This window comes from Sphingomonas sp. P2_B6 (assembly GCF_056404755.1).
This window is the reverse complement of record NZ_JBFUDK010000004.1, coordinates 334,265-353,510: the sequence shown is the minus strand read 5'-3', so window position 1 is coordinate 353,510 and position 19,246 is coordinate 334,265. Positions and strand designations below refer to the sequence as shown.

The 19,246-nt window shown below is 66.3% G+C and carries 16 protein-coding genes; 9 read left to right on the top strand and 7 right to left on the bottom strand.

Annotation, left to right across the window (positions count from 1 at the left end; genetic code table 11):
- Positions 1 to 15: 15 nt before the first annotated feature.
- The 6 genes from AC1DX5_RS08400 to AC1DX5_RS08375 form a co-directional block, all read right to left on the bottom strand.
- Positions 16 to 2,970 carry a TonB-dependent receptor gene (locus AC1DX5_RS08400; RefSeq protein ID WP_478014811.1) on the bottom strand — a complete coding sequence of 985 codons (2,955 nt, stop codon included), beginning with the start codon at positions 2,968 to 2,970 and terminating at the stop codon, positions 16 to 18.
- Between the two features lie 262 nt (positions 2,971 to 3,232).
- Complete coding sequence (locus AC1DX5_RS08395; protein WP_478014810.1) at positions 3,233 to 4,786, bottom strand: carboxylesterase/lipase family protein; 1,554 nt, start codon at positions 4,784 to 4,786, stop codon at positions 3,233 to 3,235.
- Positions 4,773 to 5,780 (bottom strand): sugar kinase, encoded by a 1,008-nt coding sequence (locus tag AC1DX5_RS08390; protein WP_465173823.1) that lies wholly within the window; start codon positions 5,778 to 5,780, stop codon positions 4,773 to 4,775. Before AC1DX5_RS08390 ends, AC1DX5_RS08395 begins: the two co-directional genes overlap by 14 nt.
- 67 nt (positions 5,781 to 5,847) lie before the next feature.
- Positions 5,848 to 6,606 (bottom strand): 2-dehydro-3-deoxy-D-gluconate 5-dehydrogenase KduD, encoded by a 759-nt coding sequence (gene kduD, locus AC1DX5_RS08385; protein ID WP_465173822.1) that lies wholly within the window; start codon positions 6,604 to 6,606, stop codon positions 5,848 to 5,850.
- Between the two features lie 104 nt (positions 6,607 to 6,710).
- On the bottom strand, positions 6,711 to 7,550 hold the full coding sequence (kduI, locus tag AC1DX5_RS08380) for a 5-dehydro-4-deoxy-D-glucuronate isomerase (RefSeq protein ID WP_465177027.1): 840 nt from the start codon (positions 7,548 to 7,550) through the stop codon (positions 6,711 to 6,713).
- A 90-nt stretch (positions 7,551 to 7,640) separates the two neighbouring features.
- A complete protein-coding gene (locus tag AC1DX5_RS08375; RefSeq protein ID WP_465173820.1) occupies positions 7,641 to 8,660 on the bottom strand; it encodes a LacI family DNA-binding transcriptional regulator in 1,020 nt (339 codons plus the stop codon).
- Between the two features lie 177 nt (positions 8,661 to 8,837).
- Between AC1DX5_RS08375 and AC1DX5_RS08370 the strand changes: the two genes are divergently transcribed.
- Complete coding sequence (locus AC1DX5_RS08370) at positions 8,838 to 9,632, top strand: 2-keto-4-pentenoate hydratase (RefSeq protein ID WP_478014809.1); 795 nt, start codon at positions 8,838 to 8,840, stop codon at positions 9,630 to 9,632.
- Positions 9,633 to 9,654: 22 nt separating this feature from the next.
- Positions 9,655 to 10,962 (top strand): MFS transporter, encoded by a 1,308-nt coding sequence (locus AC1DX5_RS08365; protein ID WP_465173818.1) that lies wholly within the window; start codon positions 9,655 to 9,657, stop codon positions 10,960 to 10,962.
- Positions 10,963 to 10,965: 3 nt separating this feature from the next.
- On the opposite strand, the gene AC1DX5_RS08360 is transcribed toward AC1DX5_RS08365, so the two are convergent.
- Entirely contained in the window at positions 10,966 to 12,096 is a 1,131-nt protein-coding gene (locus AC1DX5_RS08360) for a nucleotidyltransferase domain-containing protein (RefSeq protein WP_478014808.1), read from the bottom strand.
- A gap of 262 nt (positions 12,097 to 12,358) precedes the next feature.
- Between AC1DX5_RS08360 and AC1DX5_RS08355 the strand changes: the two genes are divergently transcribed.
- From AC1DX5_RS08355 to AC1DX5_RS08325, 7 genes are read left to right on the top strand one after another with little or no spacing between them, the layout of a single operon-like run.
- Complete coding sequence (locus AC1DX5_RS08355; protein ID WP_465173949.1) at positions 12,359 to 12,652, top strand: TrbC/VirB2 family protein; 294 nt, start codon at positions 12,359 to 12,361, stop codon at positions 12,650 to 12,652.
- Positions 12,653 to 12,655: 3 nt separating this feature from the next.
- Entirely contained in the window at positions 12,656 to 12,940 is a 285-nt protein-coding gene (locus AC1DX5_RS08350) for a VirB3 family type IV secretion system protein (RefSeq protein ID WP_272627477.1), read from the top strand.
- Positions 12,919 to 15,291 carry a VirB4 family type IV secretion/conjugal transfer ATPase gene (locus AC1DX5_RS08345; protein WP_465173816.1) on the top strand — a complete coding sequence of 791 codons (2,373 nt, stop codon included), beginning with the start codon at positions 12,919 to 12,921 and terminating at the stop codon, positions 15,289 to 15,291. The genes AC1DX5_RS08350 and AC1DX5_RS08345 overlap by 22 nt, the downstream gene beginning before the upstream one ends.
- On the top strand, positions 15,291 to 16,556 hold the full coding sequence (locus AC1DX5_RS08340; RefSeq protein WP_478014807.1) for a TrbL/VirB6 family protein: 1,266 nt from the start codon (positions 15,291 to 15,293) through the stop codon (positions 16,554 to 16,556). The genes AC1DX5_RS08345 and AC1DX5_RS08340 overlap by 1 nt, the downstream gene beginning before the upstream one ends.
- Complete coding sequence (locus AC1DX5_RS08335; RefSeq protein ID WP_478014806.1) at positions 16,553 to 17,404, top strand: VirB8 family type IV secretion system protein; 852 nt, start codon at positions 16,553 to 16,555, stop codon at positions 17,402 to 17,404. Before AC1DX5_RS08340 ends, AC1DX5_RS08335 begins: the two co-directional genes overlap by 4 nt.
- Positions 17,401 to 18,096: a TrbG/VirB9 family P-type conjugative transfer protein gene (locus AC1DX5_RS08330; RefSeq protein ID WP_478014805.1), complete on the top strand. Its 696-nt coding sequence runs from the start codon at positions 17,401 to 17,403 to the stop codon at positions 18,094 to 18,096. Before AC1DX5_RS08335 ends, AC1DX5_RS08330 begins: the two co-directional genes overlap by 4 nt.
- On the top strand, positions 18,096 to 19,214 hold the full coding sequence (locus AC1DX5_RS08325) for a TrbI/VirB10 family protein (RefSeq protein ID WP_478014804.1): 1,119 nt from the start codon (positions 18,096 to 18,098) through the stop codon (positions 19,212 to 19,214). Before AC1DX5_RS08330 ends, AC1DX5_RS08325 begins: the two co-directional genes overlap by 1 nt.
- Positions 19,215 to 19,246: the final 32 nt, after the last annotated feature.

The window sequence follows — 19,246 nt, the reverse complement described above, 5'->3', positions numbered from 1 at the left end:
CCAGGGGAGGCGGACTTACATCTTCACGCGCGCGCCCACCAGGATCGTACGCCCGAAATGGTTGTTCTCGTAACTGCGGTTTGCGTCGTTGTCGTTGTAGCGATAGCGATATTCGTCGGTCAGGTTGACGCCTTCGACTGACATTTCGAGCCATTCGGTAAAGCGATAGCGCACCGAGGCATCAATGTTGATCGTCGAGCCATAGCCTTCGAACAGGTTGCCGTTGGCGCTGCCCTGATCGACATACGGACCGCGGTAGCTGACTGAGCCGCGTGCGCTGAACTTCTTGTCTTCATAATAGAGCGTGCCGTTTATGGCGGTCTTGGACAGTCCATACAGAGTCGTCGAGCGTGTGGTCGCGACGTTCGGCCCGAACGCGCCGGTCGCGGTCTTCACCACAACCACTGGGCCAGCCAGTGTGTAGGATGCGCTCGATTCGATAAACGTGGCGTTGGCGATGCCGCCGAAGTTCGAGAGGAAGCCAGGCAGGAATTTGAAAGGCGCCTGGATCGACAATTCGATGCCTTTCAGGCTCGCGCCCGACCCGTTCACGTTGCCGGTAATCGTGTAGATCTGGTTTGGATCGAAGTTGATATAGGCCGGTGAACTGGTCGGCAGCACCGACTTCGGGAGGCCAGTAGACGCGAACGTCCCGCTATAGGTTTGCGCAACCGGGAAGCTATCAACATTCTTCTTGAAGACCGCGACCGACGCGATCGACTGCGGCGCGAAATACCATTCGAGCGCGAGGTCGTAGGCGGTCGCCCGGAACGGATTGAGCAGCGGATTGCCGAAGGTGATGCGATAGTTGAACCCGTCGACCGAACCGCCCGGTGTCAGATTGCCCAGAGTTGGGCGCGTGATGACCCGCGAGATCGCGCCGCGCAACACGACGCTTTCGGTCGGAAATAGCGCGACGTTCACCGACGGCAGCCAATCGTCATAATCGCGCGTGACCGTTACGCCGGTTCCGCTGTTCAGGCCGAACGAAGACTGGTCGGTATGGGCATAACGAACGCCGGCATTGGCCGCATAGCGCAGGCCGAAGAGATCGCCCTTCACATCGACCTGGAAATAGCCGCCCTTCACCGTCTCGGTCACGCTTCGGGTATTGCCCGCGTCGACCAGTGGTGTGCGGCTGTACAGCTTGGTCAGGTTCGCCGCGGCGTCGATATTGGGAACGAGCCAGGTCGTGGTGGTGCCCGCTGGCTGGCCGGCATCGCCCAGTTTGACGGTGTCGGACAGCGCCGATGTCGCCTGGAAGCCGTAGATCGCGCTTGGACCGAACACCGTGTTCGCCGAACAGGTCAGGGTGCCCAGCACCAGGTCGGCACCGCCATTGCCGCACACTGCGGTGTCGCGCAGGAACCCGGCGGTGTTGAAGCTGAAGCGGCGATAGACCCCGCCCGCCTTGAGTGTGAAGCCCTCCGTCACGTCCCACTCCGTGCGCAGCTGAGCGGTGCGGAACTTGTTGGTCGTGTTCGACGGGCGATCGCGGATTTCGGCGAGCTGGAAGTTGGCCGGATCTGTCACGCTCGTGCCGAAGGTCAGCACCGGGGTGGCCATGTTGCTGTAATCATATTTGTACCCGGCGGCGTCCCGGTCGTCATAGACGAAGGTCGTCTCCACCGGGATGTCCGCGCTGGACTTCGAGAAGCCGCCGAGCAGGGTGAAGCGGAAGCTGTCGGTGACGTCCTGATCCCAGGTGCCGCCGAGCTGGTAGAATTCGGTCTGCGACTTGCGCAGATAATGTTCGGTGCGGACCCAGGCGTCGTTCAGCGTCGCCGAGATCATGTTATTGTTGCCGTCATAGACGGGGTTGAGCACGTCGATCGAGCGTTCGTTGCTGCGCAGCAGGACCTCCGCCCATTTCTCTTCGCGCTCCTCCTTGAAGCGCGAATAGAGGCCGTCGATCGAGATCTTGGTCGAATCCGTGGGCGCGAACTGGACGCTGGCGGTGATGCCGAGGCGCTCGCGGCGGTGATCGACCACGCCGTAGCGCGGGATACGCGGATGGAAGGCGAGCGCCGCCTTGTCGCAAGCCGCGTTCTGGAAATAGGTACCGCCGGTATTGGTCTTGGCGGTCGTCGGGGCGCCGGCTGCATTGGTGTTGAAAAAACACGGCGTGCCATCGACCGAGTCGAAGCGCGCCTGCGCCCAGCGAACCGAGTTGTTGCCGAGCTCTAGCGTGTTGATCTTCGAATAGGCGGCGGAAACCGATGCACCGAAGGTGCCGGCATCGTTGCGCCACGACAGCAGACCGGCAAAGCGCGGACCGACATTGTTGCTGAGATCGTTATACGACGCCTGGGCGGAGAGGGCGCCGGTAAAGCCGACCTTGCCCGCGAGCGGGTTGCCGGTGTTCAGGTCGACCACGGCGCCGAGCGAGCCCTCGTCAAGCGAAGCCTCGGCCGTCTTGTGGACGACGAGCGAGCTGAACAGCTCCGAGGCGAAGACGTTGAAATCGAAGGCGCGGTCGCGGTTGGCGCTGGCGCCGTCGGTCGAGGTGGCGACCGTTTCCATGCCGTTGACGCGGACTCGGGTGAATTGCGCGCCCAGACCGCGCACCGTGATCGCGCGGCCTTCGCCGCCGTCCCGCTGGATGGTGATGCCCGGGATTCGCTGCAGCGATTCGGCCAGGTTCTGGTCGGGGAACTTCGCGATATCCTCGGCAACGATCGCGTCGACGGCGGAAATCGAGTCGCGCTTGAGAGTCAGCGCCTGTTCGAGCGAACGGCGGAAGCCGGTGACCACGATATCCTGTTCGTCGGTCGCGGGCACGTCCTGCGCCGCGGCATCCTGCGCGGCGACCGGCTGGGCCGGGGCTGGAACGGCCGCCGGCTCGGCCGGCTTGAGCTCGGCCGCGAAGGCCGCCGCCGGCATCAACAGGCCGATCGCCAGCGCGCCAAGCGAAGCACCTGCAATATTGCGAGAAATCGTGCCTCGCGAGGCCCGGACTGCATTCCCCATTTACCCACTCCCCATCTGCGTCGCTTTGCGACGTTGCTGACACCGGTAGCCGGAGAGAGCAGTTCAGCTGCTCGTCCGGGCCGTCGGCACGTCAGGAGAGGGTAGGCCATGAAGTGGCCAGCGATTCGCCCTCTCCTTCGGTGACCAATCTCCGTTGATCTTCCTCAGCCCCAACTTGTCGCCTTTGGTAACCGGTGTCAATGGCCAGAGACAATGATCTGCGTCAGTTGATAACGGGCGATGTTGACCGGCTGCGAAGGGTTCAGGTTCCCGGCTGGATATAGGGAATGCGCGCAAACAGCTCGCGCTGCCATTGGCGCGGATCATTCCCGACCCGGCTGCGCGCGTCGAAGATCATCGTCGGCCGGTGGACCAGGTCAAAGACCGGCCATTTCGGCAGCCCGGCATGGTTGGGATTGCCGGCCCTGGTGAAGGCGACGAAGCTTTCCTGCATCGCGGCCGAGGCGGCGCGGGCATCCGCCGCAGTGCCGGTCTGCGAGCCCTTCGCGCCGAGCGTACCGAAGACCAGCGCGATATCGAGGGAGTGATAGGCGCCGCGCCGCGGATCAGTGCGCGAGGTGAAGTCAAGTTGATAGACCCAGGTCTTCGTCTTCGCCCGGGCTCGCTCCTCCGCCTCGATCACCTGGCCGCGCCAGCTCCGTCCGGCGGTGGTCGCCTGGTAGAAGATCTCGGTCGGCGACCAATCGGGGAATTTCGCGCGATATTCGGCGACCACCCATTCAGGGAGCGCATCGATCCGCAGCTCGGGCGCGATACGCTCGGCGAGATTGTCCCAGGTCAGCGTCTGCACCCGGGGCGAATCGGGCGAGATGAAAGCGCGCGTTTCGTCATGGGTATTGCCGAGGACCATCGGGATCGCGTTCGACTGCGGATTGGCGTCGGGCCAGAAAGGGTGACGAACCAGCCATTTCATATCGAGCACCGGCCCGAAATAGACCCCGCCGCCGAGGATCGGGTCGGTCGCGTCGAGCGCGTCGACCAGCTTTCCGGCCGGCATGGCCAGAAGCGTGGAGAGATCGGCAGTGCCGAGCTTCGCGAGATAGGCCTGGGCGCGGCGGGTGGCGTTGAGCGGGCCGGAGGCGGTGACCTGCTGGCCGCTCATCGTCGCGGCGCGGTGGAACAGGCCTTTGGCGGCGGGCATGCCCATCATCGTCGCGATCTTCGCGCCGCCGCCCGACTGGCCGAACACCATCACGCGCGAGGGATCGCCACCGAACGCCGCGATATTGTCGCGCACCCATTGCAGGGCGAGGATCAGGTCGAGCTGGCCGTTATTGCCGCTGTCCGGGAAACGCGGGTCGAGCCGCGCGAGATAGAGATAGCCGAAGGCGTTGAGCCGGTGGTTGACGGTGACGACCACGACATCGCCGCGCGCGGCCAGCACCTGCCCGTCGTTCAGCGCATCGGTGCTGCTGCCGTTCGAATAGGCGCCGCCATGAATGTAAAGCATGACCGGCTTCTTCGCGGCCGGCCCGGCCTCGGCGGTCCAGATATTGAGGAACAGGCAGTCCTCGCTCTGCGCGCCGTAGCGATCGTCCTTTTGCGGCGCGACCGGGCCAAAGGCCCGAGCGGTGATGGTCTCGCCCGGGCGCGATACCGGGCGGGGCGGCTGGAAGCGCTCGGCAGTGCCGTAGCGGATACCGCGAAAGACGAGTACGCTGCCCTCGGTCGATCCAACGAAATTACCTGACGGCGCCCGAACGCTGGCCGATGGGGCAGCCCGAGCCGAGCCGGCAAGGATCAGCGCCGCGCCGGCGCCGATCACGCCGCGTCGGGAGACGTCAGCGGCGGACATCGAGCCCGCCGGAGAGATAGGCGTCGATATCGGCCTGGCGGAACAGGCTGGCATCGCCGGGCAGCGAATGCTTGAGCGCGGTAAGGGCGAGCCCGGTACGCGCGGCCTCAGTGATATCGCCCCCCGACCGGAGCGCATGAAGCACACCGACGGCGAAGGCGTCGCCCGCGCCGATCCGGTCGACGATCCCGGCGAGCAGCACTTCGTCGGTCTGGGCATGCTCGGTGCGGCCATCGATCCGGGCCGAGAGGCGGTGCCGGTCGGCATCTTCGACGTGACGCGCGGTGGAGGCGATCAGCTTGAGCTTGGGGAAGGCGGCAAAGGCCGCCTCGGCCGAGGCGAGGCGCCGATCCTCGCCGTCGCCGCCGAAATCCTTGCCGAGCAGCAGCGCGACGTCGCGGTGGTTGCCGAACATGATGTCGGCATGCTGCACCAGCCTGGTCAGCACGCCGCGCGGATCGCTGTCCCAGCTTTCCCAGAGGCGCGCGCGGTAATTGCCGTCGAACGAGATCGGCACGCCGCGGGCGCTCGCGGCTTCGGCGGCGGCGATGGCGGCTTCGGCCGGAACCGGGCCAAGGGCAGGGGTGATGCCGGAGAGATGCAGGCGGTCGGCGCCTGCGAGCAGCGTGTCCCAGTCCCAGGCGCTGGCGGGCGCCTCGGCGAAGCTGGAGCCGGCGCGGTCGTAGACGACGTCGGTCGCGCGCATGCCGGCGCCGCTGGTGACGAAATACAGCCCCATGCGATCGCCACTGAACTGGATAGCCGAGCAATCCACGCCGTTTGCCCGCAGGCCGGAGATGGCGGCGCGGCCAAGATCATTGTCGGGGACGGCGCTGACCAGGCTGACATCATGGCCGAGGCGGGCAAGGCCGCTCGCCACATTGGCTTCGGCGCCGGCGATCCACACGTCGAACCTGGGCGTCTGGAGCAGCAATTCCCGCCCCGGAGGCGAGAGGCGCAGCATGATTTCACCAAAGGCGACGAACTTACCCATTATCCACCTGCTGCTCCGTTCGGACCGAGCCTGTCTAAGCCCTTCTCTTCGGCGGAAGTGCAAGAGTTCATCGCGCCAGCCAACCGCCGTCGACCGCGAGGATATGGCCCTGGACATAATCCGCGCCGGCCGATGCGAGGAAGACCGCCGCACCGCCAAGATCGCTTGCATCGCCCCAGCGCCCGGCGGGAATGCGTTCGAGGATCGAGCGGTTGCGCGTCTCGTCGGCCTGAAGTGCGGCCGTGTTGTTGGTCGCGATATAGCCGGGCGCAATCGCGTTGACGTTCACGCCCTTGCCCGCCCACTCATTGGCGAGCAGCTTGGTGAGTCCGCCGATGCCCGATTTGGAGGCGGTATAGCTCGGTACGCGGACGCCGCCCTGGAAGGTGAGCATCGATGCGATGTTGATGATCTTGCCGTGACCCTGACCGATCATGTGGCGGCCGGCCGCCTGGCACAGGAAGAAGACCGATTTCAAATTGGTGTCGACCACCGCATCCCAATCCTCCTCGGTGAAATCGACCGAATCAGCGCGGCGGATGATGCCGGCATTGTTGACCAGAATGTCGAGGCCGCCGAGCTTCTCCAGCGTTTCGTCGATGACGCGCTGGACCGGCTCGATGGTGGAGAGATCGGCGGAGACGATTGCTGCCCTACGGCCCAGGGCGCGGGCCTTCTCAATGGTTTCCTCCGCAGGCGTACGGCCGACCGCCGCGATATCGGCACCGGCGGCGGCAAGGGCGAGCGCGATCGCCTGGCCGATGCCGGTATTGGCGCCAGTGACGATGGCGACCTTGCCGGTGAGGTCGAAGGGGTTGGTGGGCATCCTAAATCCGTTCGTTTCGAGCGAAGTCGAGAAACATGTCCTGGCGCGCCGTCACAGTGTCTCGACTTCGCTCGACACGAACGGAGAAGGGATTCCTTCCAGCGTTACGCCAGCTGGCAGATATCCAGCACGTTCATGTCGGTATAATCCTGGTTCTCGCCCGCCATCGCCCAGATAAAGGCATAGGCCTTGGTGCCGGATCCCATGTGGATCGACCAGGGCGGGCTGATCACCGATTCCTCGTTGGCGACGACGATGTGCCGCATCGCCTCGCCTTCGCCCATGAAGTGCATGACGCGGTCATTGGGACCGTCGAGTTCGAAGTAGAAATAGATCTCGCTGCGGCGCTCATGGATATGCGGCGGCATGGTGTTCCACACGCTGCCGGGCTTGAGCACGGTCAGGCCCATGACGAGCTGCGCCGAATCGCACACGCCGGGGATGACGAGCTGGAAGATGGTGCGCTCGTTCGATTCCTCCAGGCTGCCGCGCTCCAGTGCATTCGCATCGGCGATCGAGAGTTTGCGCGTGGTGAAGCCCTTATGCGCCGGGCAGGAGGCGAGATAGAAACGCGCGCCGGCGCCGGAGAAGACGACCTCCTTCGCGCCCATGGTGACGTAGAGGCAGTCCTTGTTGCCGAGCGTGAAGCTCTCGCCATCGACGAGGACCGTGCCATCCACCTTGCCGACATTGACGATCGCCAGCTCGCGGCGTTCTAGAAAGGGATGGCCGACGGCTGAGGCAGGCTCGGTCTGGTCGGGCAGTTTGACCGGCGTCTCCGCCACCTCGACCCCGCCGATCACGAAGCGGTCGGCATGGGTATAGTTGAGTACGCACTCGCCAGCGCGGAACAGGCCCTGGATCAGATAGCGGTCGCGCAGCTCGTCGTTCGAGACGCACTCCATCATGTCGGGGTGCGTGGCGTAATAGGTACGATCGAACATCAGGGTCCCTCCAGCTGCGCCTTCGCAGCGCATGATTCTTCGACACGCGGGGTAACCGGTGTCAGCCCCTTTCGCAATATCAGTCGCGGATCAATCGCGGGGCGGTGCGACGGAACCGCGGCGAATGAGCGTCGAGCGGAACATCGACGGTTCCTCGACCACCTCGTCACCGTCCGCGGTGAGCTTCAACGCGGCGGAGCGGGCCATGGAAATGATCGGCCAGCGCACCGTCGTCAGCGGCGGCCAGATATGCGCGGCGATCGGCGTATCGTCGAAACCGATGATCGACAGGTCGCGCGGCACCTCGATCCCGCGCTGGCGCGCGGCATGGAGAACGCCCGCCGCCATCTCGTCATTGCAGGCGAAGATCGCGGTCGGGCGCGGCATCAGGTCGAGCAGGCGATCGGCCGCCATCACGCCGGATTCGAAGGTGTAATTGCCCTCCGCGATCATCGAGCGGGGCAGGGTGATCTTCGCGGCGTTCAGCGCCTGCTCGAAGCCCTGGCGCCGTTCGCGCGCGGAGCGGAAGCCGTGCGGGCCGAGCACCAGGCCGATGCGCTTATGGCCCTGGTCGATCAGATAATCGACCGCTGCCGTCACCGCCTCGCAGTCGTTGGACGCCACCATATGCGCGGGGTCGTCAAGCTCGGCCGATCCCATGCGGACATAGCGGCAGCCGATATCGTCGCACAGCTTGGCAAGCTGATTGTTCTCGCTGACCGGGGGCAGCAGGACGACGCCGAATAGCCGTTGCCGCTCGAGAAAGTTGCGGACATCGTCGAGCATCGTCGCCGATCCGCGGTCGATCGGGCGGACGACCAGTTCGAACTCCGTGCCGTGCAGCGATTCGAGAATGCCCTGCTGGACGTTCATCACCATCTGCGCGTTCGGATTGTCGTGGATCAGCCCGATCAGGAAATTGCGCCGTAGCGCGAGCGCGCGCGCCTGGGGATTGGGGACATAACCGAGCCCGCTGATCACCCCTTCGACATGCTTGCGCGTGTCGTCGCTGAGCAGCGGCGACCGGTTGATCACCCGGCTGACCGTCTTCTTCGAGACGCCCGCGATGCGCGCGACGTCGTTGATCGTGGGAAGGCCCGTTTTACGCATCATGAGAGGGCATAGCGCCTATCCCGGCAAATCGCCAAATGCGCGTCGCAACCGCAACAATCCGCGCTGTCGGAAGGGCGATGGCGAAACAGCCAGAACCGGTCCTTGTCATTGACACCGGTTTACCTTAGGGTCCTATATGAAAGCGTCGGGAGCGCGTGCGGGAGGGTTACCAGGGTGGATTCCACCGATTTCGCCCATGAAGTGGGTCATATTGCTCAATCATTCGTCGAGGCGCGCCGCGCCGGGCGGTCCTTGCCGGACTATCCCGGCACCGTGCCGGTCGCCCTGGCCGATGCCTATGCCGTGCAGGACGCGGCGATCGCGCTGAACGAGGCCGAGATCGGCGGCTGGAAGGTCGGCCGGATCAATCCGCCGATCGACGGCGTCGACCGGCTCGCCGGCCCGATCTTCACCAGCCAGATCGTGGCAGCGACTGACGAGCCCGTGGCGATGCCCGTGTTCGTCGGCGGTTTCGCCGCGGCCGAGGCCGAATTCCTGCTGCGGATTGGTGCCACGCCGCCCGCCGGCAAGACTCGCTTCAGCCATGAGGAAGCGGCCGCGCTGATCGATTCGGTGCATGTCGGGATCGAAATCGCCAGCTCGCCGCTGGCGGCGATCAACGATCTGGGCGCCGCGGTGACGATCTCCGATTTCGGCAACAATAACGGCCTCGTCATCGGGGCCGCAATCCCGGACTGGCGCAATGCGGATATCGATGGCTGGCCGCTCGCGGTGGCTATCGATGGCGAAGTCATCGGCACCGGCAAGGCGTTGGACATGCTCGACGGCCCTGTCGGCGCGGCGCGATTCCTGTTCGAGCTGATGGCGGCGCGGGGCATCGCCCTAAAACCCGGACAATGGATTTCCAGCGGCGCGGTAACCGGCGTACACGCGGTGAAGATCGGCGAGCGGATCGAGGCGCGTTTCGGTGCGGATCTCGCGGTGGAATGCACCATAAAGGCCTCGTAAAGGGGCTCTTCGGGAGAGAGTGATGGCTGAATCGGCGATGCCGGAGATGACTGGGCCGGAGGTCGCCGACGCGGCGGCAAGCCGGATGGGCCGGTATCGCTGGGTGATCTGCGGGCTGCTCTTTGCGGCCACCGCGATCAACTATGTCGACCGGCAGATGATCGGCGTGCTCAAGGCGCCGATCTCGCAGGATCTCGGTTGGAACGAGACCGATTTCGCCACCGTGATCATCTGGTTCCAGGCGGCCTATGCCCTCGGCTATGTCAGCTTCGGCTGGTTCATCGATCGGCTCGGCGCACGCATCGGTTATTCGGTCGCTTTCATCATCTGGACGCTCGGCCATACCTTGTGCGGCTTTGCCGGCAGCGCGGCGCAATTCTCCGCGGCACGGTTCGTGCTCGGCATCGGCGAATCGGGGAACTTCCCGGCCGGCATCAAGGCAGTGTCCGAATGGTTCCCGGCGAAGGAACGCGCGCTTGCCACCGGCATCTTCAACGCGGGCGCCAATATCGGCGCGATCGTGACGCCGGCGGTCGTGCCGTTCATCGTCGTGTCGATGGGGCTCGGCTGGCGCATGGCTTTCATCATCACCGGCGCGGCCAGCCTGGTGTGGCTGGTCGCCTGGATCGCGATCTATCGCCGCCCACGCGAGCAGCCGCGCGTCTCCGCCGCCGAGCTTGCCTACATCGAAAGCGATCCGGCGGATCCGCCGGAGAAGATCGGCTGGGGCCGCCTGCTCGGCTATCGCGAGACCTGGGCCTATGCGCTGGGCAAGTTCCTGATCGACCCGATCTGGTGGCTCTTCCTGTTCTGGACGCCCGATTTCCTGTCCAAGACCTATCATCTCGACCTGAAAAGCTTCGGGCCGCCGCTGATCGTGATCTATCTGATCTCCGATCTGGGCAGCGTCGCCGGCGGCTGGTCGTCCTCGACGATGATGAAGCGCGGCTTCTCCGCCAATACGGCGCGCAAGCTGACCATGCTCGCCTGCGCCTTTCTGGTGATGCCGATCTTCTTTGCGCAATATGTCGACAATCTGTGGCTCGCGGTCGGTATCGTCGGGCTGGCGACGGCGGCGCACCAGGCATTCTCCGCCAACCTCTACACTATCCCGTCGGACATGTTTCCGCGCGGGGCGGTAGGGTCGGTTGTCGGCATCGGCGGTACGGTCGGCGCGATCGGCGGCATGGGGATGGCGTGGTTTACTGGCTATATCCTGCAGACCACTGGCAGCTACACTTTGATCTTCGCGGTCGCGGGCAGTGTCTATCTGATCGCCGTCGGGGTGGTGCACCTGTTGTCGCCGAGGCTAGCCCGGGTCCAGCCCTGAGGGTCAGGCGGGCCGTTTGCGGGGCGACCAAGGGGATCTCTTCCAGATCCACAGCGGCAGACGCAGCACCGGATAGAGAATGCCAAGCCCCGCGGGCAGACGCAGCAGCGCCACGTCCTCGGCGGGAATCGCGATTCGCCGGAGATGCGCCCAGGCATCGCGCCAGCGCGACAGGGTCAGCAGCGTCGCGCTCGGCTCCACCACTGAGTTCCACGGTGTGTCGGCCAGCTCGCGCGCACCGCCGCCAGCCGTCATCACGCGCAGGGCAAGCGCGTTCAGCAGGTTGAGCCGGATCGATCTAGGGCCGACGAAATTCGGGGGCAGGGGCGTGCCGAATACGGCATTGGCCAGCATGATCGCCGAGGCAGCCGGCCGCGCCGCCCCGCCGGCCTGCGCTGCCGCCCATAGTTCCGCGCCGCCGTCCTGGCTGGTGCCGAGCAACGCGGCGATGTCGGCCAGCCATTTCAGCCGCGCCCAGGCATGGCCCGAACCATGCACGCACAGATAAGCGAACAGCGGAGGGTCGGCGAGCGTGCGCAGCGCGCCGGCACCCGGTATCGTGACCATTTGGTGCTCGCGTGCCGGGGGCATGCCACGATCGCCGGCAGCATCGGAAAGCCGCCAGTGGAGCTCGATCGACACCTTGCGCTCGCGGTGACGATGCGCGCTGTCCTTCGAGATCGCCTGATAGGTTCTGAGCGCACCGGGCGGGAGCGGCCGGCCCGGCGCGGTCATCACATAGCCGGCCTGGTCGAGCACTTCCCAGGCGCGGGCGACGTCGGCGGATGGCACGACCATGTCGATATCGATCGAATCGCGGACAGCGATTGAGCTATAGGCGCGTACCGCCAGCGCAGATCCTTTGAGGAACAGCGGCTCGATCCCCGTCTGTTCGAGCAGGCCCTGAAGCCGCAGGGCCTCGCCCGTATTTCGCAGTGCCGCCGCCATGGTCCGGTACGCGCGTTCGGTGATGCCCGGCGGCACGGCAAGGCCGGCATTGGCCAGGCCTTCGCTGACCAGGCCGGCCACGCGGTGGCGCGCGGCGATGCGCTCGACAAATCCCCAATCCACCCCGACCGCCGCCATCGCGACGATGCGGTCAGTGCGCTCATCCGAGAACGGTCGAACGACCAAAGCGCATACAAGCGCGAATTCGGGGGATGTATCGAGGCGAATTGTACGTGCTGCCTGATCTTGCGACGGGGTGGGTAGCGTCTAGCATCGCCGCTGAAAAAGGGCGATTGGCAATCTTCCGGGACGGTTTCGCCATCAGAAACCCGTCGCCGAAAGCTGTTGGCAAGTGCCAAGCCAGCGCGCAAAGTCGAGATCGGGCGAATCAGACTGTTACGCGGGGATGTAAGGGTTGAACGGCAAGAAAGTACGCGGCGGTGGCTGGTTGGCCGCTGCCTGGGCGACGATCCAGTCAAGTGCCGCACTGGCGCAGGATTCGCTCGCCGACCCGCAAGGCTCGGGCGCGATCGTCGCTGCCGTGCGCTGGCTTCAGGGCACCTTGCTCGGCACGGTCGCGACGGTCGTCGCGGTGATCGCGGTCGCCTCGGTCGGTTTCCTGATGCTGACCGGACGGATTAACTGGCGTTACGGCGCGACCGTGATCCTGGGCTGTTTCATCCTGTTCGGGGCGGCCAGCATCGTCGCCGGCATCCAGTCCACCGCCAGCGCCGGATACTGAAGCATGAACGGGCTGGAGCGGGACCCGCTGTTCGTCGCGCTCACCCGGCCGCAGATGTTCGCTGGCGTCACCTATAGCTATTTCGTGTTCAACGCGGTCATCGCGACTGAGCTGTTCCTGATCTTCCACGCCTTCTGGGTGCTGGGCGTCGCCCTGATCGTGCATCTGGTCGGCGTGGTGCTGTGCGTGCGGGAGCCGCGCATCTTCGACCTGTGGCTCACGCGCCTCGGCCGCTGCCCGCGCGTGCGCAATCACAAGATCTGGCGATGCAACTCCTACCGCCCCTGACATCCGACCCGCGGGCGGTCGCCCGCGAGAAGTCAGCGGGATCCCATCTTCCCTATGCACGGCACGTCGACGATCACACGATCGAGACGCGCGACGGGCTGCTCATGCAGTTCATCCACCTGCGCGGGCTGCTGTTCGAGACGGCGGACACTGACGAGATCAATTACCGCAAGGTGTTGCGCGACGCGATGTTGCAGGCCATCGGGTCGTCGCGCTTTGCGCTCTACCACCATGTCATCCGCCGTCAGGCCGAGGTGGAACTGCCGGCCAAGTTCCCGGACGCGTTCTCCGGCCAGCTCGATGCCGCGTGGCGGGCGCGGCTGGCGGGCAAGCAGCTTTACGTCAACGACCTGTTCCTGACCCTGATCCGCCGGCCGTTACAGGGCCGGGTGGGGGTCGCCGATCGGGTGCGCGGCATGTTCGGGCGGGCAACGACGACGTCGGAGGCGGTGTCGGCCAACGAACTGCGCCAGCTCGACGGTGCACGCGACGCCTTGCTGGCGCAGCTCGGCAGCTACGCGCCGCGCCTGCTCGGGGTGTATGAGACCAAGCAGGGCGTTTGCTCGGAACCGCTCGAATTCCTGTCCGCGCTCTACAATGGCGAGATGCGGCCGGTGCTGATGCCGATGCAGGATGCCGGCAGCTATATCCCCTATCGCCGTATCAGCTTCGGCGAGGAGACGGTCGAACTCGGGCCGGCGGGCAACACGCAGCGCGGATTTGTCGGCATGGTCTCGATCAAGGATTACCCCGCGCAGACCGCGCCGGGCATGCTCGACGAGTTGCTGCGGTTGCCGTTCGAGTTGACCGTATCGCAATCCTTCGGTTTCGTCGATCGCCAGGCGGCGCTGGGCAAGATGAACCTCGCGCTGCGCCGCATGCGCTCGGCCGAGGATGAAGCAGTGAGCCTGCGCGGCGAGCTGTCGAGCGCCAAGGATGACGTCGCGGCCGGGCGTGCGGGTTTTGGCGAGCATCACATGACGGTCGCGGTGCGTGGTGATTCGCCGGCCGCTGTCGATGCGGGCGTGGCCGAGGTTCAGGCGTCGCTGGCCGATCTCGGCATCATCGCGGTGCGCGAGGAGATTGCGCTGGAACCGGCCTTCTGGGCGCAGTTCCCGGGCAACTTCAAATATATCGCGCGGCGCGGGCTGATCTCGACCGGCAATTTCGCCGGGTTCGCCAGCAGCCATAATTTCCCGCTCGGGCGGGCCGAGGGCAATCACTGGGGCGACGCAGTGACGTTGCTCGAGACGACCGCGGCGGGGCCTTATTATTTCAACTTCCACCAGGGCGATCTGGGCAATTTCACCGTGATCGGACCGTCGGGCTCGGGCAAGACGGTGGTGCTCAATTTCCTGCTCGCCCAGGCGCGGAAATTCCATCCTCGGGTGATCTTCTTCGACAAGGATCGCGGGGCCGAGCTGTTCATCCGCGCGATCGGCGGCCGCTATGACCTGTTGCGGCCGGGCGAAGCGTCCGGGCTCAACCCGCTGCAGATCGAGGACAATCCCGCCAATCGTCAGTTCCTGATCGACTGGGTCCAGCAGCTTGCGGGCGGCGCCGACATCGATGAGGTGGCGAAGATCAAGGACGCGGTCGATGCGAACTTCGCCCAGCCGCGCGAGCATCGCCGGCTGCGCCATTTCGCCGAACTGTTCCGCGGCGGGCACCGCCCGCACGCCGCCGATCTCTGGGCGCGGCTGCGGCCGTGGTGGGGCGAGGGCGAGCGCGCCTGGCTGTTCGACAATGACGAGGATCTGACCGATCTGTCCGCCGAGGCGGTCGGCTTCGACATGACCGCGATCCTCGACGATCCCGCGGTGCGCACGCCGGCGATGATGTATCTGTTCCACCGCGTCGAGGAGCGGCTCGACGGCACGGCGGCGATCATCGTCGTCGACGAGGGGTGGAAGGCGCTGGACGACGAGGTGTTCGTCCGCCGCATCAAGGACTGGGAGAAGACGATCCGGAAACGGAACGGCATCGTCGGCTTCGCGACCCAGAGCGCGCAGGACGCGCTGGAGAGCAGGATCGCCAGCGCGATCATCGAGCAGGCCGCGACGCAGATCTTCATGACCAACCCGAAGGCGCGGGCGGCGGATTATGTCGACGGCTTCGGCCTGACGCCGCACGAATATGAGATCGTGCGGACCTTGCCCGACGACGCGCATTGCTTCCTGATCAAGCACGGCACCGACAGCGTGGTGGCACGGCTCAACCTGTCGGGCGAGCGCGATATCCTGACGATCCTGTCGGGCCGCGAGCGCACCGTGCGGCTGCTCGACGAGATCCGTGCGGAAAGCGGCGACGATCCGCAGAGCTGGATCCCGCGTTTGCTGGAGCGTGCCTGATGACATGCCCGTCGATCTCGCCCGGCGGCCCCTTTCTCAGCGGCGTGCTGAGCTACGTCGATTGCCAGGCCCAGACGATCGGCGAGAATGGCTATCACGCGCTGACCGCGCCGGGATCGACCGTCGCGGTGCTGCTGACCGGGCTGCTGACGATCTTCGTCGCGCTGTTCGGCTATCGCATGATCCTCGGCCAGACGCCCGGCACGCGCGAGGGCGTGATGGCGCTGGTCAAGATCGGCGTGGTGCTGGCGCTGGCGACGAGCTGGCCGGCCTTCCGCACGCTGGCCTATAATGTCGCGATGCACGGGCCGGCCGAGCTGGCGGCGAGCATCGGTGGTTCGGCGGGCCTGCCCGGTTCGGATGGTGGTCTGGTCGGGCGACTGCAGGGGGTCGACAACGCCCTGGCCGAACTCCAGCGGAACGGCACCGGCAAGCCGGCGGATGCGGAGGAGATTGTCGGGCCGACCCAGCCGCTGACGCCGCAGCAACAGCAGCGGGAGTACTCGCGGCTGCAGCAGCTCCAGCAGAAGCCGCGCTGGGACCCAACGCGCGATGCGACGATGCTCAGCGAGTCGCGGACGCTGTACCTGACCGGGGCGATCGCGTCCTTTGCCTCGGTGCGGGTGGTCGCCGGGCTGTTGCTGGCGCTCGGGCCGTTGTTCGCGCTGTTCCTGTTGTTCGATACGACGCGCGGGCTGTTCGAGGGCTGGGTGCGCGGGATCGCCGGCGCGGCGCTGGGCGCGCTGTCGACATCGATCGTGCTCGGCGTCGAACTGGCGCTGATGGAGCCATGGCTGATCCAGATCCTCGAATTGCGCCGCCAGAATATCCCGACCCCGTCGGTGCCGACTGAGCTGCTGGCGCTGACCCTGGTGTTCGCGCTGACCCTGCTCGCGGCGCTGATCGCCACGGCGCGGGTGGCGCAGGGGTTCCGGATGCCGGCGGCCGTGCGCAGCGCCGCGTCGCGCTGGGCCGAGGCGATCAAAGAGCGGGTGCCGCAGCCGGCGCTCGCTGGCGCAGGGCAGCATGAGATCGCCGATCCGCGGACGCGCGCGCATTCAGTCGCCGATGCCGTCGCCGCCAGCCAGCGGCGCGAGGCGGGCATGTCGCCGCCGCCCTCGGCACAGCTCGCCCATCAGGGGACGACCCAGGCGGTGTCGCGTGATATTCCGGTGGCGGCGCCGGTGCCGCTCGGTCAAAGCTATCGGCGCCGCACGCGCGGGCGCGTATCGGCCGGCGCGTCCCGGCGGGACAGGAACGCATGAAGAAGACCTCACGAGACTCGCTCGACGCTTATTACCGGGAGGCGGAAAGCTGGGCGAGCGACCGGCAGGACATGCTGCGCGCCTCGCGCCGCAATGCCTGGATCGTCGCGGCCGCGGCCAGCACGATCGCAGTGTGCGAGGCGATCGCGCTGATCGTGCTGATGCCGCTCAAAACGGTCGAGCCCTATACCTTGCTGGTCGATCGCCACACCGGCTTCGTCGAGGCACTGAAGCCGCTCGACGCCAATCGCATCGCGCCGGACAAGGCGCTGACTCAGTCGTTCCTGGTGCAATATGTCATCGCGCGCGAGAGCTTCGACATTGCCGCGCTGCAGGCCAATTACCGCAAAACGACGCTCTGGTCGGCCGATCCGGCCAAGGCCGAATATGTGTCGAGCGTGCAGGTGTCCAACCCGTCCAGCCCGCTCGCCCGCTATCCGCGCTCGACGGTCGTCAGCACGCGCGTGAAGAGCGTCTCTCCGCTGGGCGGCAATTCGGCTTTGGTCCGCTTCGATACGCAGCGCCAGGACGCGGGCGGTCACATCATGCCCGCTCAATCCTGGGTAGCGGTGATTCGTTATCGCTTCTCGGGCGAGCCGATGACGCGCGAGGACCGGTTCGTGAATCCGCTCGGCTTCCAGGTGACCGGCTATCGCCGCGACGCCGAGGACGTGACGCCGGTCGAGCCCGCGGAGCCAGCCACGACCGTGATCGATTCCTCGACCACCACGACCACGACGACCACCGAGGTCCCGGTGCGGAACGGGGTGCCCGCGACGGCACCGCCCAGTTTCCCGCCGCCGCAGCGGGCGCCGAACCGGCCCTCGCGTCCCGAGGTCGAGCTTTGAGGATCGCGCTGGTCCTGCTCGCGCTGCTCCTGCCCGTGGCGGCGACGGCGCAGGTGCGTCCGACGGCCGGGCCGGGCGACCCGCGCATCCAGACCGTGCTCTACGACACCAACCAGGTCGTGCAGCTCCAGGTGGCGACCGGCTATCAGCTGACCGTCGAGTTCGCGCTGGACGAGCGGATCGAGAATGTCGCGGTCGGCGACAGCGGCGCGTGGCAGGTCACGTCGAACAAGCGTGGCGATCACCTGTTCATCAAGGCGGTGCAGGCGGGCGTCACCACCAACCTGACCGTGCTGACCGACGCACGCAGCTATATGTTCGATCTCGCGCCGCTCTACGGCCCGCTGCCCGACATGGCCTATACGGTGCGCTTCACCTATCCGCCGACCGCGGTGGCGACCGTCGCCGACGCGTCGCCGGCCGTGGAACCGGGCCGCTACAAGCTCGGCGGCGCGCGCGCGATCCGCCCGTCCCAGATCGATGACGATGGCGAGAAGACCTATATCGTCTGGCCGGCCGACAAGCCGCTGCCGGCGGTCTTCGCGATCGACGAGAAGGGGCGGGAGATGCTGGTCGACGGCCATATGCGCGACGGCCAATATGTGATCGACAGCGTCAAGCCGAAGCTGCTGTTCCGGCTCGACAAGGATCTCGCAAGCGCGGTGCGCGTGAAGCCGAAGGCGAAGCGCTGATGGCGAGTTCGGTCCCGGCCAATGGCGGCGATCCGCGGATCGGCCCCGATGGTGAAGCCAGCGTCCGGCCGGTCGTCGCCATGCCGTCGGCGGGCATGCCCTGGTGGGTGTTCGCTGTCGGGCTGGGTGTCTTCGCGATCCTCCTGTTCAGCATCCTCGACATGCGCCGCCGCGCGCTGACCGCGCCCCCGACCAAGCCGGGCTTCGCGGAAAGTCTCGGCGGGGCGGCGCCGCAGCCCGCACCGTTGTTCATCCCGCCCGAGCCGGCACCGCCGCCGGTCGCGGTGGAAACCCCGGCGCCGCCGCCGCCACCCCCGCCGCCGCAGCGGATCCAGCAGCCGCAGATCGTCTATGTGCCGCAGCCCATGCCGCAACCGCCCATGGCGGCCCCGCCGCCGGCCCCGTCGCGCGCGACCGGCGATCCGGCGCTGATCATCGATACGACGACGGGCGAGGCGGTCGCATCGCCCGTTGCCGCCGATGGCGCGGCGGGCGCCACCGCGACCGGCGACAGTGGCGGCGCGGCGCTTGCCACGCGTGCCCGGGCGACGGTGATGCGCCACCGCCCGACCACGGTGCCGCAGGGCACGCTGATCCCCGCCGTGCTGGAGACGGCGCTCGATTCGACCCGGCCCGGCCTGGCGCGCGCGCTGGTCCAGCGCGACGTGCGCGGCTTCGACGGCAGCAAGGTGCTGATCCAGCGCGGCAGCCGGCTGATCGGTGAATATCGCGCCGATCTCCAGCCCGGCCAGAATCGCGCGACGGTGATGTGGACCCGGCTCGTTCGTCCGGACGGGGTGACCATCGCGCTTGGTTCGCCCGCGGCCGATCCGCTTGGCCGGGTCGGCATCAAGGGCAAGGTCAACAGCCATTTCTTCGAGCGATTCGGCTCCGCGATCCTGCAGTCGACGCTCGATGTCGGCGTCAATCTCGCCTCGCGCATCGGCAATTCCAATTCGCCGGTGATCGTCGCGTTGCCGAGCACTTTGCAGAATGCGACGGGCGGGCTGACCCAGACTCAGCAGATCCAGCCGACCCTCAAGGTGAAGCAGGGCACCGCGATCAGCGTGTTCGTCGCGCGCGACCTGGATTTCACCGGCGTCGAGACCAAGCGGTGAGCGCGCCGGCGCGGGACGACCGCCCGGTCTAT

Excerpts from the sequence above, each read along its gene's own strand:
- AC1DX5_RS08325 (WP_478014804.1), top strand. The coding sequence starts at position 18,096 with ATGGCGAGTTCGGTCCCGGCCAATGGCGGCGATCCGCGGATCGGCCCC.
- AC1DX5_RS08390 (WP_465173823.1), bottom strand. The coding sequence starts at position 5,780 with ATGGGTAAGTTCGTCGCCTTTGGTGAAATCATGCTGCGCCTCTCGCCT.
- kduD (WP_465173822.1), bottom strand. The coding sequence starts at position 6,606 with ATGCCCACCAACCCCTTCGACCTCACCGGCAAGGTCGCCATCGTCACT.
- AC1DX5_RS08365 (WP_465173818.1), top strand. The coding sequence starts at position 9,655 with ATGGCTGAATCGGCGATGCCGGAGATGACTGGGCCGGAGGTCGCCGAC.
- AC1DX5_RS08350 (WP_272627477.1), top strand. The coding sequence starts at position 12,656 with ATGAACGGGCTGGAGCGGGACCCGCTGTTCGTCGCGCTCACCCGGCCG.
- AC1DX5_RS08375 (WP_465173820.1), bottom strand. The coding sequence starts at position 8,660 with ATGCGTAAAACGGGCCTTCCCACGATCAACGACGTCGCGCGCATCGCG.
- AC1DX5_RS08335 (WP_478014806.1), top strand. The coding sequence starts at position 16,553 with ATGAAGAAGACCTCACGAGACTCGCTCGACGCTTATTACCGGGAGGCG.
- kduI (WP_465177027.1), bottom strand. The coding sequence starts at position 7,550 with ATGTTCGATCGTACCTATTACGCCACGCACCCCGACATGATGGAGTGC.
- AC1DX5_RS08345 (WP_465173816.1), top strand. The coding sequence starts at position 12,919 with ATGCAACTCCTACCGCCCCTGACATCCGACCCGCGGGCGGTCGCCCGC.
- AC1DX5_RS08400 (WP_478014811.1), bottom strand. The coding sequence starts at position 2,970 with ATGGGGAATGCAGTCCGGGCCTCGCGAGGCACGATTTCTCGCAATATT.
- AC1DX5_RS08340 (WP_478014807.1), top strand. The coding sequence starts at position 15,291 with ATGACATGCCCGTCGATCTCGCCCGGCGGCCCCTTTCTCAGCGGCGTG.
- AC1DX5_RS08395 (WP_478014810.1), bottom strand. The coding sequence starts at position 4,786 with ATGTCCGCCGCTGACGTCTCCCGACGCGGCGTGATCGGCGCCGGCGCG.